The sequence below is a fragment of the Neobacillus mesonae genome (assembly GCF_001636315.1).
GTDB lineage: Bacteria > Bacillota > Bacilli > Bacillales > Cytobacillaceae > Neobacillus > Neobacillus mesonae.
Genome location: NZ_KV440949.1, coordinates 2,014,059 through 2,028,436, shown reverse-complemented (window position 1 = coordinate 2,028,436; position 14,378 = coordinate 2,014,059). Strand labels below are relative to the sequence as shown.

Below are 14,378 nucleotides of genomic sequence, written 5' to 3'. Positions count from 1 at the left end.
GGGACGGGGGGACAAAGGGACAGGCTCCTTGTCCCGCCGTAGTCCCTTCCCCCGGAATTGTTCTCAAAGTTGTCACAAGGAAATTGGACCACTTCGTCTAATTTAGATAGCTATGATGATAGGGATTGGCATGTGGGACGGGGGACCTGTCCCTCTGTCCCCCACAGATGAGGTGAGTTCATATGCCGCGAAGGCCGAGGAGGAAAAGCTGTAATGGAATCTATCATATTATGTTGCGAGGAATTAATCGGCAGGTGATTTTCGAGGATGATGTAGATAAGTTTAGACTGCTAGAAACGATTAAGAGATTTAAGGACATAAGTAAAATTAAGATTTTTAGTTATTGTTTAATGGATAATCACGTTCATTTATTGGTGAAAGAAACGGAGGAGCCAGTTTCTAGAGCTATTCAAAGGGTAAGCGCAAGCTATGTATTTTGGTACAATGCCAAATATGACCGTTGTGGACATTTATTCCAGGACCGGTATAAAAGTGAAAGTGTTGAGACAGTGCGCTACTTTTTAACAGTTCTTCGGTATATACACCAGAACCCCGTAAAGGCAGGCTTGGCGGATAATGTTTTTGAATGTAAATGGACAAGTATTCATGAATATATCCATCAATCTGATTTAGTAGATATCGATTTTGCCCTCAATTTGTTTTCCCCCGATAGAGGTAAAGCCATCCAACTATTTAGCGAATTTATGCAAAAGTCAAATGATGACCACTGTTTGGATAATGTGGAAAAAATAAAAATGTCGGATAGTGAAGTTATAAGTCACTTAGAAAAACTAGGATTTCCAAATACCAGTGCCCTGCAGCAAATGGAAAAAGAACAAAGAAATCAACTTATACTGCAATTAAAAGGGCTAAACGGAGTAACGATAAGACAATTATCAAGAATAACAGGAATATCAAAGAGTGTTATTGACCGAATTCATTAAGGGGACAGAGGGACAGGCTCCTTGTCCCTTTTTTACTGGGACAAGGGACCTGTCCCCGTGTCCACAGGTGACATCTAAAGAAGAAGCATATAAACTATTAGATAGCGTTTAATAAAAACTGCGAAGCAAGGGACGGTTCTCTTGCTTCCTTCTGCTGTTAGGAGTCTGAAGAACCGTCCCTTTGCTTTCTCAACTGGAGGTAAACTATGTATAATCATGAGCCGATTTTTTTGCAGCCTGTTTTTCAAGAGAGGATTTGGGGCGGGCAAAAGCTAAAACAAGAGTTCAATTATGAGATTCCGAATGATAAGACTGGCGAAGCATGGGTGATTTCTGCGCACCCGCATGGTCCAAGCGTCATCACCAATGGTCCGCTTGCTGGAAAAACATTAGCCGATGCCTGGAATGAACATAAGGAACTGTTTAATAAAGCCTCAGGTGATCAGGGAGAGTATCCATTACTTATTAAAATCTTGGATGCAGCTGACGATTTATCCGTTCAGGTTCACCCAAATGATCAATTTGCCCGTGAAGTGGAAGGCGTCCCTTATGGAAAAACCGAATGCTGGTACGTATTAAGCGCTGAAGAAGGGGCAGAGCTTGTGTTAGGCCATTATGCCAAGACAAAAGAAGAATTGGATCAGATGATTGACCAAGGAGAATGGGACAAGCTTCTAAGACGTGTGAAGGTAAAGGCGGGAGATTTTGTCTACGTTCCAAGCGGTACGATTCATGCCATTGGAAAAGGCATCGTGATTCTCGAAACGCAGCAAAGCTCTGATATTACTTACCGTGTCTATGACTATGACCGGACAGATGCAGCCGGCAATAAACGCGAATTGCATCTTGAACGATCAAAGCAAGTGACAACTGTTCCGCATCAGGATGCCGAAGTTGAGCAGACTGAAAAGGTTAATGGTGGTTTAGTCGAAAAGAAATTGGTGAAGGAGCAGTATTTTACTGTTTATCACTGGCAATTGGATGGCCAGGCTGACTGTGAAATGGATCAGGACTTTTTACAAGTGAGTGTTGTAGATGGTCAGGCTGCTCTTACCATCGATGGAAAATCCTTCAATGTAGAGAAGGGGACCCATTTTATCCTGCCGCATGGCATTCGCCAATTTACATTGGAAGGGAAAGCGGAGTTTATTGTTTCGCATGAATAAAAGGGACAAGGGGACAGGCTCCTTGTCCCTTTTTCAGGATTGGATTAAATGGCTGGGACAAGGGACCTGTCCCTCCGTCCCCGCCTGCCCCTGCACCTACTCCAGGGACGCTATTTCATTCGTTAATTCTTCAATCTTTCTTAAAAGCTCTTGCGCGTATTCTTGGGAGATCTTTTTACCGGATTGGCCCTTAACTTGGCTTCCAAGAGCCTGTAATCCATCGGCTGCTTTCTGTCTGTCGGCTTGATGCTTCTGGATTTGATTCGCTTTGGCAAGCAAACTGTTCAATAATCCGTGGTTTGTAATCTTGCCTTGCTCATAAGCTGTTTTGATTTCCTCATCTAAACTGTTGATCTCTGTTTCAATAAATGTTTCTTTTAGGACAAGGGCTGCCATCGCATTTGTTAGGTCTTCACTTGCTGCATTTACTTGGTCTTGGGTCGCTAGCTCATTGGCTAGAACTTCCTTTGCTTTTTCTAGAGCTTGAACAAATGACGCCCAGCTTCTAGCCGTATAGTCCGACGCTGCCTTTTCATTTGCTTCTGCTGCTGTCTTTTCTAATGCTGATTTATCTACCTTTGGCTTTTCATATTTCGGTGGTAAGGCAACATCCCCCTCAAGTCCCATTACTTCAAATTCATAAATTCGTGCGGCCCGATCGTCACCTTGAGTTGGTTTGTCCACCATCAGGCGAACATAACGGCCTTTTGTTGCAGGGACTCGGTCTTTGGTAATCCCGCTTTTATTGCCAGTAACTTTAACTAACTCTTTAAAATTCACACCATCATCACTGATTAGCACGCGGTAAGCGGACGTATTGCTGCCTGATGGCTCGCCGCCTTCTTCTGCATGTTTCATCCCAATCTCCGTGACTAAATTCACTCCGCCTAAATCAACTGTTAATTGGTGGGTCCCAGGACCATTCCCACACCATTTTGTATTCAATTTCCCATCAACAGCATATTGAGGCCGTTCTGATGGAGCACAGGAACTAGAAGCCGTTGCGGCTTTCCCAAGCGCGAGATTGGTTGTCATATTTTTGGCAAGATTGGAAACCGTTATAAGATCTTCTTTCAGCACTTCATCTTGCCCAAGAGGGTTTTTGCCCACAAGTTTAACGGTATAAAGTCCCTCATGTTCATAAATGACAGTTGGGTTCTGTTCTGTGCTTTTCTCGACCTTCGCTCCTTCAAACGTCCATTCTATTTCTTCGGTCGTCATGGAACTCGTATTTTGAAACTTTATTTCTTCTCCTGGTGCAGCGAACGTTTTAGAAACTTTAAACGAAGCAACCGGTAATGGGTCATATTCAAGGGCCTCTAGAATAAACGCAAGGGCCGTTTCTTCAGAGACTCTATTTCCTCGATTAAGTGATGATAAGCTGGCTTCAATCTTATTCTTTAATTCATTGTATTTATCAGTCTCTTTGTCTCTTTTCGCGAGAGCCATATCCAAAGCTAATTGGTCGTTTTCCCCCAATAGTTTAAGTTTGTTTAAACTTCCTAAAGCTTCACTTAAGATCTCCTGCGGCAATTGTTCCTTCAACTTGTCTGCCGCCTGGACCATATCCGCAAACTCTTTCGTTAAGAGATTGACTTCTTGTGTTGTATCTTGTCTTTTGGAAAGCTTTAACCAAAATTCATCCATTGTCTTTCGGATGTTTTCGGCATCGCCGCGCCCAATACTCCAAGAACCCGTCATCCGGGATGAATGATTAGCGAACGTTTTCATCTCAGGGGCAAGATCATGAAATAGGAGTTCGATGGCAGAATTCCATGACCGATTCGCGTCATAATTTGGTGTATTCCAAGAATAATCGGCTCCTGTAGCCAAGCTGATTTTCGAAAGGTTCGCATGTTCCATTGGGTTCATGGTAAAGAAATCCAGCTTTCCTTCAAGGCTGGTATCGATATTCACAATAGGACCAAGGGCGAGCTTGGATCTTAAATAATCGGAAACGGGATAATTCCACCAAACCCCAATTCGATCCCCATATACTTCGCGCATAAATTCAACATTTTCTAAAGGAAGTGCTTCAGACACAACAGCCTGACCTGTCCACATGACTTTAACATCTTTATCCAGTGCCCCTGAGAACGCTTTCGTATAAGCGCTTAAATCACCGATATCACCCATAGCATGGGTATCATACTCTGTTGGAACAGTGATAAGAGGCTTTACATCTTTCTTTGTTTTAATAAATTCTTTGTTAAAACGATTTAATAGATTTGCTTGTTTATCCCCTTGTTTATTGCCAATATCATCAAATAAAATCGCAAAGCTTCGCACCCCCATGTCATGTAGCGATTCACTTTTCGCCAACAGGGCTTTAAAATCATCTTCACCGCTTTGACCATCAAAGCGAATATCAATACCTGGAGAAAGCGCGAAGACAAAGTCAACTTTGTTCTTCTTTGCAGCGGTAATTAATTCCTCCATCCGTTTCATCTCACTTTCCGGATAAGGAATACGCCATTTTTCACGATGATACGGATCGTCTTTAGGGGCATAAATGTAAGTATTTAGTTTATAATCTCCATAGAACTTTATTTGGTCCAGGCGGTCTTGGTGGCTCCATGGCTGCCCATAAAACCCCTCAACAATTCCTCTGACACTCATTGAAGGTTCATCTGTTATCATTACGTTTCTTACTTCAAGGGTGTCATCCACTTTCTCAGCAAGCTGTATCAAGGTTTTTACCCCGTAAAAGGTGCCGTCCCCGTCCTTTCCTTTGACAAAGATGGTACCGCCTTTACTCGTGTCCGTTTCTTCAGCGTTCACAGCCAATGTATAACCCTCAGCTTTTAAGTCTGTACCATTCGGCAGCCCTAGCTGATTTTCCAATTTCGTTAGCTCTGGGTCGAGATCCGCTTCTTCACCTAAAGCAATCGTAGTTGACTTGCTATCAAAGTCTTCATTGATTTTGATATTATTTGCTTGTAAAAATTCTGTTAAAACCGTGAATGCCTCTTGATCAGCGACATCTTCTCCTAAAATATTAACAGTACTGCTAATTTGCAAGGACCCGCTTTTAACCTCTACTTTCTGAGGCATTGGAACGAGCCTGCCGCTTATTTCATTTACGTGAGATTGAACTGATTCTGCATAAACCTCAGATTGACTTCCAACCGCCAGGCTTGCGCTCATTCCTAGGTACAAAAATGAGCAGGCTATTTTTTTCCACATTGTTAACACTCCTATTCTTCCATTTTTAGATGAGTTTCAATTGGTCACAAAATTTTAACAGCGCTTTCACACCTCCTCAAATAAGATGAAATACCAATCAACGGGGGACTTTCTGCCACTCTGTTTGGTGGCCCAACGAATGTGGCCTATGATCATACCTGGTCACATACTATCATGGGGAAATTCTTTAGCTGAAAACGAAAAAAGGCATGGGGTGACAAAAGGACAGTAATCCTCTCAATCTACCACCATGCCTAATCGCATTAGTAACATGTGACACATATGAAATTATGTTTACGATATCATAGGCGGATATAGTGGTCAATCAATTATGAAAATTAAGACTTTTAACCCTGTCTCCGCTATCAAAAAAGTCAAAAGTTGTTATTTTTGCACTATTGTGGTTTTTCGAAAAATGGTAGTTTGGTCCCCTATGAACCTATTACCCTATTGTCTATAATACGCAGTATAGGGTGAATATCTATTTCGCATGTTACTGACTCGATCAGGCAGGGCGGCGCTTTGTAAGGAGGATTTCCTTCTTGCTTGGTGTTGCCCTGCCTTTTTTTTGTCGAACCTTGGAAGCGGTTTCTAGTATCCTGCTAAAACCGTAAAGACCGGAACATCTTGGAAACTGAGATTCGCCCCTTAGAGTTCAAAATGATAGAAGAGAGGTGGAAAAGGTGGTAAAAAGAAAAGCGATTAAGGCCGTTGTTTCAGCATGTTTGGTATCAGGGTTATTAGCTCCACTGGATATTCCAAAAATAGGGAAGGCAAAGGCGAGTGAAACCTACGAAATAACGGTATCCCCGATCCCGAAATCGTTAGAAAAAACAGACAAAGGCTTTCCACTGAATCCCAAAGTAGGCTTGGTGACGGAAACAGGGACCGACCCTGCGGCGGTTGCTGAATTGAAGCAAGCCTTAAAGGAGGCTGGTGTGACCACGGTTGTTGAGAGCAATATCAAGAACCCTATGCTCCAGGCACCTGTCATCATTTGGCTGGGAGAATTCTCCGACCCAGACGAGATGAAAATCATTCAGCAGTACACAGGTCTTCAGGATTTGGAAATGACAAAAAAGGAGGGGTATATTGTCGCCTCCAAGCACGGCACCAACAATAAGAAACATATTGTGATTTCCGGTCACGATGAGACGGGGACATATTACGGGACGCAAACCTTTGAACAAATCATGGTGGAACGGAAAGGAACGGATTGGATTCCTGAGGTGGAAATTAAGGACTGGCCGACGATGCCAATCAGGGGATCGATTGAAGGCTTCTATGGTGCGCCGTGGTCACATGAGGATCGTTTACGTCAGTTAGCATTTTACGGTAAGCATAAGATGAACAGCTATATTTATGCTCCGAAGGATGACCCTTACCACCGGGAGAAATGGAAAGAGCCGTATCCCGTGGGTAAGATAGCGGAGCTTGCACAACTTGTCAAGACAGCAAAAGAAAACCATGTCACCTTTACCTTTGCTATATCGCCAGGCAATACGATCACCTATTCCAGTGAGTCAGACCTAAAGGCATTGATCGATAAGGCACAGGCGATGTGGGATATCGGTGTCAGATCGTTTGCCTTATACCTTGATGATATTGATCCGAGTCTCCATTCCCCAGAAGACAGGGCGATGTTTGGCGGAGATCCGAATCCGCCGGCAGCGGCACAGGCGTACCTATTAAATCGATTTAACGAAGAATTTATTAAAAAACACAGTGGTGCAGAGCGCTTAATCACGGTGCCGACAGACTATTATCAGGCGGGAACCACACCTTACCGGAAGCGCTTTGCGGAGCTTGTTCAGTCAGACATTATCGTTCAATGGACGGGAATTGGTGTCGTGGCGCCAACGATTACATCACAGGATGCGGATAAAATTCATGGAATTTTTAAACACGATTTGCTGATTTGGGATAACTACCCGGTGAATGACTTTGATCGCAATCGCTTGTTCCTGGCGCCGCTGACCGGCCGGGATTCGGATTTAACGCCTGAACACGGTGTAATTGGCTTAACGGCTAATCCAATGAATGAGGCAGAGGCTTCCAAAATTCCGTTGTTTACCGTTGCTGATTATATGTGGAACCCGGAAGCTTATGACCCGGCTGATTCGCTTAAGCGGAGTCTGAAGGAATTTGCCGGAGCAGCCTATGAACCTTTAAATCTCTTTGTTGAAGCGTCGTATGCTACGAGTCTCAATAACAACCGGGAGCCGGTTTCAGAAAGAGTCAAGCCGTTAATTGAGCAATTTTGGACGGCTGCGGAAGCAAAGGACTCTCAGGCTGTTACTGCAGCAGGCGAAGCCTTGTTACAGGAATTCGCCAGGATGAAGCAGGCCCCTAAGCAGCTGCGAGAGAAGGTCGCTAATCCGAACTTCTTAAAGGAGGTCGACGGATATCTTAACAAGCTGGAGCTTTATGGACAAGCAGGTGAGGCGGCCGTTCACATGGTGCTGGCTCAACAGAACGGAGATACAGCTGAAGCGGCTGCCCAGCGATTGGAGCTCAAGCAATCGCTGACAGCGCTGGATAAAATCCCGCAGAAGCTGAGTATAGGCGTGGTGCCGACCTTCCTCGAGCGGGCGCTTAACGGGAAAAATCTAGCGGAGGGCAAAACCGCTGCCGCTTCTTCAAGTGAAGTCAGCTGGCTGACGCCGGACTTGGCGGTAGACGGAAACAACAATACTAGATGGGCCTCTTTGTACAGTGATAATCAATGGATCAGCGTCGATCTCGGGAAAGTGTACTCCATTGATAAAGTAAAATTGTACTGGGAAGCAGCCTATGGAAAGCAATATAAAATTCAAGTGTCAAAGGACGGCAATCAGTGGACAGATGTATATACAGAGCTAAACAGCAACGGAGGAACCGATGAAATTCAGTTCCCTGCCGTCGAAGCCCGCTACGTGAAGATGCAGGGCATCAAACGAGCAAGCGACTGGGGCTACTCACTGTATGAATTCAGCGTCTTTGAATCACAAAACTAGGATAAGGCAACGAGGGGGACGGTTTTTCGGAACCGTCCTTGCTGGAAGCTATTTGAGGAGGATAAACGAAATGGATTTTTTTAAACATGGAAAACAGGTGTTAGCGGCCTGTGTGACGTTCGGACTGTGTACGCTGTCCGCGTTTCCGGATGGAAGCGGGCAGGCATCAGCGGCGGCAGCAAGCGGCGGAAACCTTGCCTTAAATCCAATCCCGCAGGAGTTAAAACTATCGGATAAAGGGTTTCCGTTGACACCCAATGTCGGAATTGTAGTAGACAAGAAAACGGATAAACAAGCTGTCAACGAAGTGGTGGAGGCATTGGAAGCTGCCGATGTAAAACAGATCGTCCACATCGACGCTGGGGAGAAGGTGACAACCCCTGTTACCATCTGGATCGGCGGTCCTTCGGAAAACAAGGATTCAGCTGCTGTTTTAGATCAAATGGGAGTAAAAGGCCCGGAAGCATTGAAAAAGGAAGGCTATGTCCTCGCCTCCAGCAGCAAGGGAAAAAACCAAATTGTCCTGGCCGGAAAAGATCAGACTGGGACCTATTATGCAGCAAAGACGTTTACTCAATTGATCCAAGAACAACAAGGCAGGGATTGGTTCCCACAAGTTGAAATCCGTGACTGGCCTGAGATGGCCATCCGCGGTTCCATTGAGGGATTTTATGGCCCGCCTTGGACCCATGAAGATCGGCTAAAGCAGCTGGAATTCTACGGTGAGAATAAACTGAATACGTACATTTATGCACCGAAGGACGACCCTTATCACCGCGAAAATTGGCGCGAACCATACCCTAAGGAGGAGCTGGCGCGGATCAAGGAGCTCATTGATAAGGCACACGAAAATCATGTGAAATTCACCTTCTCGCTTTCACCTGGTCAATCCATCTGCTATTCCGGGGATCAAGATTTCGCCTTGCTGAAAAAGAAGATGGAAGCGGTGTGGGACTTAGGTGTGCGTTCCTATGCGATTTTTCTAGATGATATTGATATGAACTTAAAGTGCCAGCAAGATAAAGATCAATTTGGCAATGATCCGAATCCGGCAGGTGCCGCTCACGCTTATTTGTTGAATCGTTTTACGAAGGAATTTATTCGAACTCATGAAGGCGCAGAGAGATTAATCACCGTTCCAACAGATTATACCGGAAATGGGCCAACCCCTTACCGGGACAGGTTGGCTAAATTACTCGACAAGGACACGGTTGTGATGTGGACAGGTCAAAAGGTTGTGTCAGAACAGGTCACGGCAGAGGAAGCGGATGAGGTACACGAAGTATTTAAAACCGATATGTTATTATGGGACAATTACCCGGTAAACGACTATGACCGGAATAGCTTGTTCCTCGGTCCGATTGTGGGACGTGATGCGGATTTAGCCAAGCATGGGGTAGTTGGGTTAACGGCAAACCCTATGAATGAAGCCGAAGCTTCTAAAATACCTTTGTACACGATTGCTGATTATACATGGAACCCGGCGGCCTATGACCCGGTTGACTCGTGGAAACGCAGTATCCAATCCTTTGGTGGAGAAGCGGCAGAAACGCTGAAAACCGTTGCCGAGAATATGTATTCTTCACCCATTAATACGACAGAATCGCTTACTTTAACACCATTGATCGATGCGTTCTGGAAGGCATATGTCACAGGTGATGCCGATCAAGCAGCAGACCAGTTAATCGCAGAATTTAAAAAGTTCCAACAGGCTCCAGCAAAACTTCAGCAGGAAATGGACAACAAAAAGTTTCTTCAGGAGATAGAGCCTTATGTAGAAAAGTTAAGCCTCTATGGAAAGGCCGGGGAAACGGCCGTTCAATATGTCATGGCACAGAAAAAAGGCCAAACCGACCAGGCTGCGGCATATCGGGAACAGCTGATTACCTTGTTTAATCAATCTGAACAGATTCCGCAAAAGGTGGGGCAGGGGGTCATCAAACCATTCTTAGTGAAAAGTGCTTTAGTGGTGCCGCCATTAGAACTTACGCTTCAGCCTGTCATTGATCAATTCTGGAAAGCGTATGATAGCGGGAGCGGCAGCCAAGAAGCAGAGCAGTTAATCACTGAATTTAAAGAGCTGCAGCAAATTCCTAAATCAATTCGCAAAGACATTACGGATAAAGCATTTTTAACGGCTATTGACCCTTACCTGCAGAACCTTAGCGTCTATGGTGAAGCTGGAGAGGCTGCTGTTGACTACTTGATGGCAGACAAAAACGGCCAGTCCGATGAGGCTAATGCCTATAAGGATCGCTTAAAAACCTTAATGATGCAGGCGTATCAGCTGCCGCAGGAAATTGGCAAAGAGGTGATTAAGCCGTTCTTAATCAATAGCATGTGGCGGGATCTTGAAGTGGTCGATTACCGCATGTTAGACGGGGTAAATAAATCTCGTGGAGCCGGTCAATTGATTCAATATACGCCAGCCTATGGAGCAACCACCAGAACGAACCCTTGGGGATATGAAATTACGGTAGAGGATGGCAAGGTCGTAAAAAGAGGCGGGAATAATTCTGCCATCCCGACAAACGGCTATGTCCTAAGCATCCACGCGAATGACTGGCTGCGAGACAATACCACGATCGGCACCACGATTCAAATCGAAAACGGCGTCGTTCTGGTTATCTCTCCAGACAAAACAAACTAGCATTCTCTAAACTTATGTGAAAACAGGGCTGCGGCGTTTTATTACAGGAGGACGGAAATGGGCCTCTTCTAAAGTGAATTAGCTTCACAAATAGCCGAGGGAGTAGGGCTGTTGACAGCACATTGTCATAGCGCCTGCTCACTCGGTTTATTTTTGTCGCTTGTAGCTGCTCTGCTGATTCGACATGTTTTATGCCGTTTTTTGAGAATGAATCCTGATTCCAACAGGTTTGCTTCAAATTCAAATAAACGTTCGTTTAACTGACATATTTCTTTGGTGATTCTTGCACGAAACCCTTTACCAGCGAGGGAGATTATCGGTTCTAAACAAACGTTCGTTTGAAAAAATTGCCGGGGAAATTAGTCGAAATTTGTTCCACTTTTCTTCATGAAAAAAACATTCCTTGCAAGAGACTATTATATTTTATTGCGAAATTTTATGAATTAATTTTAGAAATAGTTAAAAAACTTAATTACATATTTATAACTTATTGACGAAGGAAATGGCCTGCGAATATGGTAAAAGAAAAGATTGGCAGACTGTCCTTACACACATAATGAATTTTTTGACAGCGCTTTCCCTCGCTTGATTGGGAAGGCCCAGGGTAGATGGAAGCAAGCTTTAAGAGCTTCAATATATAAAAAATGGGACAAGGGACCTGTCCCTCCGTCCCAGAAAAAGGGAGAGTTGGTATATGATTTCTTTGAAAAAGAGCCATTTGTGGATGGCGGCCTTTTTCGGTATGTGTTTCATTCTGTTATGGCCAAATGTAAGTTTTGCTAAACAGCCAGAATCATCTTATTGGTATCCGGAGCAGCTACTGAACTGGACGCCAGAGAAGGACCCGGACGCTGTGTTTAACCGCAGTCAAATTCCATTAGCCAAACGGGAAGTGTTATACAAGGTAAATGACAATGCTCAGTCAGAAGCAAAGTTAGTGGCTTTGTCCGCACTCAACCCGAATACAAGCGGCGTACCTTCTCAAGGCGGGAAGGATTTCTATGCCAACACATTTAGTTATTGGCAATATGTTGACCTCATGGTGTATTGGGCAGGTTCTGCCGGTGAAGGAATCATCGTTCCGCCAAGTGCAGATGTAATTGACGCTGCCCATAAAAATGGTGTTCCGATTTTAGGAAATGTTTTCTTCCCTCCGACTGTTTATGGGGGAAAGGCAGAATGGGTAAACCAAATGCTGACTCAGCGGGAGGATGGCTCGTTCCCTGCAGCGGACAAGCTGCTTGAAGTAGCTAGCTATTACGGGTTTGACGGCTGGTTTATTAACCAGGAAACCGAAGGCGGAAACGCCAACACAGCTAAAAAAATGCAAGATTTCCTAGTATATCTTCAAAAACATAAACAAAAGGATATGCACATCATGTGGTACGATTCGATGACAAATGATGGGCGTATCAATTGGCAGAATGCTTTGACGGATAAAAACAGCAGCTTTTTGCAAGACGGTAAAACCCGTGTTTCTGACAGCATGTTCTTAAACTTTTGGTGGCGCGATCAGCATTCCTCCTCCAACAAAGCTCAGGAACTTGGCAGAAGTCCGTACGATTTGTTTACCGGCATTGATGTAGAAGCAAGAGGTACCGGCACATCAGTTCCTTGGCAAGGGATTTTCCCTGAAGGTAAAGCCCCTTTAACCTCTTTAGGAATTTATCGTCCGGACTGGGCCTTTAAAACGGCTGAAACCATGGAACAGTTTTATCAAAAGGAAAATGAATTTTGGGTTGGCAAGACCGGGAACCCTGCCGCTACCAAGGAAAATGGTGCATGGAAAGGAATGGCACACTATTTTACTGCCAAAACGGCCATTGAGGAACTGCCTTTTGTCACTCATTTTAATACAGGCAGCGGTAAGTTCTTCACTGTCGATGGGCACCAAGTTAGTGAAAAGTCATGGAATAACCGCAGTCTGCAAGATATTCTGCCAACCTGGCGCTGGCTAAAAGAGGGCGGACAAGGTGTCAATGTTGATTTTGATTGGGAAACCGCTTATTACGGCGGAAGTTCATTGAAGCTTTCGGGTGCCATTGATCCGGACAACCCAACACATCTTAAGCTGTATAAAACCAATCTGCCAATTCAGAAGGATACAGAAATTGCACTGACATATAAAACAGATCTGAAGATGCCGAATATGAAACTCGGAGTAAGCTTCACTGACAATCCGAACCAATTTGTCTTTTTCAATGTGAAAAAGCAAAGTCATCAGCAATGGATGACCGATTCGTTTAAATTGAAAAAATATAGTGGTAAAAAGATCGCAGCCATCTCGCTGTTAGTTGAAAGTGACAAGAAGGTGGACGATTTTACAGCGAATATTGGAGAAATCAAGGTTTATAACAAACAAGAGAAGCACACTCCTATCGACTCTCCAAAACACGGGAAGGTAAGCGGCATTGATTTTAACAAAGGTATCTATGCGGATGTAGCGCTTGCTTGGCAGCCGTCTGATTCTGATGTAAGTCACTATGAAATTTACCGAAAGCTGCCAAACAATGAAAAAGAGTTTGTTGGCGCTACGCCGAATCATGTATATTACCTATCCAATCTGAAACGTGACGGGAAAGAAAACAGCACTACTTTAGAAATTGTGGCGGTGAACAAAGAGTTCAAACGAAGCGAATCTGAAGCTGTTACGTTCGAATGGCCGGCATATCCAAAGCCTGAAGCGGATTTCCGCGCAGATAAAACGGTAGCGGCACCAGGGGAGAAAATTCAATTTTTGAATGCCTCTTCAGAGGTAACGGAAGAAGTGGAGTGGCATTTTGAAGGGGGAACACCGTCTGTCAGCAATGAGAATAATCCAGTTGTTACGTATGAAAAAGAAGGTGTCTATCCTGTCACCTTGATCGCGAAAAACAGCGAGGGTGATAGCGTCCTCACAAAGGAGGCCATGATTACTATTTCCGAAGCTGCTAAAGATATTAAAAATGTGGCTTTGAATAAAACCGCCATCGCAAGCGGACAGTGTGCTCCGGCTGAAGCGGCAAAATACGCTTTTGACGGGAAGGTTAACAGTAAATGGTGCGCATTAGGAGACGCCCCTCATTGGTTACAGGTCGATCTTGGCGATCAATATGCCATTTCAAAATTCGTTATTCACCATGCACAAGCCGGCGGGGAGCCGGGAGCCTTTAACACCCAGGCATTTAGAATTGAAGTAAGCACGGATGGTGAAAATTGGACAGAAGCTGTGAAGGTAACGGACAATACAGCGGCTGTTTCCGAACACAGCATATCTTTAACAAATGCACGATATGTACGATTATGGACCGATAAACCGACCCAAGGCGGGGATCAGGCCGCAAGAATCTATGAATTTGAGGTTTATGGATTTTAGGGACAAGGGGCCTGTCCCCCTGTCCCTTCTTTAATTTAAACAGTAAACCTATTAATAGTTCACTATTTTGTAAGGGGTAAG

Annotated in this window: 6 protein-coding genes; 5 read left to right on the top strand and 1 reads right to left on the bottom strand. The window is 44.5% G+C overall.

Annotation, left to right across the window (positions count from 1 at the left end; all coding sequences use genetic code 11):
* Window positions 1-182 precede the first annotated feature (182 nt).
* Together A6749_RS09725 and manA are read left to right on the top strand one after the other, a co-directional pair.
* Window positions 183-944 carry a transposase gene (locus A6749_RS09725; RefSeq protein ID WP_066388705.1) on the top strand — a complete coding sequence of 254 codons (762 nt, stop codon included), beginning with the start codon at window positions 183-185 and terminating at the stop codon, window positions 942-944.
* Window positions 945-1,150: 206 nt separating this feature from the next.
* A complete protein-coding gene (gene manA, locus A6749_RS09720; RefSeq protein ID WP_066388700.1) occupies window positions 1,151-2,110 on the top strand; it encodes a mannose-6-phosphate isomerase, class I in 960 nt (319 codons plus the stop codon).
* A gap of 96 nt (window positions 2,111-2,206) precedes the next feature.
* On the opposite strand, the gene A6749_RS09715 is transcribed toward manA, so the two are convergent.
* The gene (locus tag A6749_RS09715) at window positions 2,207-5,296 is read right to left on the bottom strand and encodes a beta-N-acetylglucosaminidase domain-containing protein (protein ID WP_066388699.1); all 3,090 of its coding nucleotides are present in this window, start codon (window positions 5,294-5,296) and stop codon (window positions 2,207-2,209) included.
* Window positions 5,297-5,979: 683 nt separating this feature from the next.
* On the opposite strand from A6749_RS09715, the gene A6749_RS09710 reads away from it, so the two are divergent.
* From A6749_RS09710 to A6749_RS09700, 3 genes are all read left to right on the top strand, one after another.
* Window positions 5,980-8,292 (top strand): beta-N-acetylglucosaminidase domain-containing protein, encoded by a 2,313-nt coding sequence (locus A6749_RS09710; RefSeq protein WP_066388698.1) that lies wholly within the window; start codon window positions 5,980-5,982, stop codon window positions 8,290-8,292.
* Window positions 8,293-8,362: 70 nt separating this feature from the next.
* Entirely contained in the window at window positions 8,363-10,942 is a 2,580-nt protein-coding gene (locus A6749_RS09705) for a beta-N-acetylhexosaminidase family protein (RefSeq protein ID WP_066388696.1), read from the top strand.
* Between the two features lie 694 nt (window positions 10,943-11,636).
* Complete coding sequence (locus tag A6749_RS09700; RefSeq protein WP_236719646.1) at window positions 11,637-14,297, top strand: endo-beta-N-acetylglucosaminidase; 2,661 nt, start codon at window positions 11,637-11,639, stop codon at window positions 14,295-14,297.
* Window positions 14,298-14,378 lie beyond the last annotated feature (81 nt).

Coding starts and splice junctions, on each gene's coding strand:
- manA (WP_066388700.1), top strand. CDS start 1,151: ATGTATAATCATGAGCCGATTTTTTTGCAGCCTGTTTTTCAAGAGAGG.
- A6749_RS09705 (WP_066388696.1), top strand. CDS start 8,363: ATGGATTTTTTTAAACATGGAAAACAGGTGTTAGCGGCCTGTGTGACG.
- A6749_RS09715 (WP_066388699.1), bottom strand. CDS start 5,296: ATGTGGAAAAAAATAGCCTGCTCATTTTTGTACCTAGGAATGAGCGCA.
- A6749_RS09725 (WP_066388705.1), top strand. CDS start 183: ATGCCGCGAAGGCCGAGGAGGAAAAGCTGTAATGGAATCTATCATATT.
- A6749_RS09700 (WP_236719646.1), top strand. CDS start 11,637: ATGATTTCTTTGAAAAAGAGCCATTTGTGGATGGCGGCCTTTTTCGGT.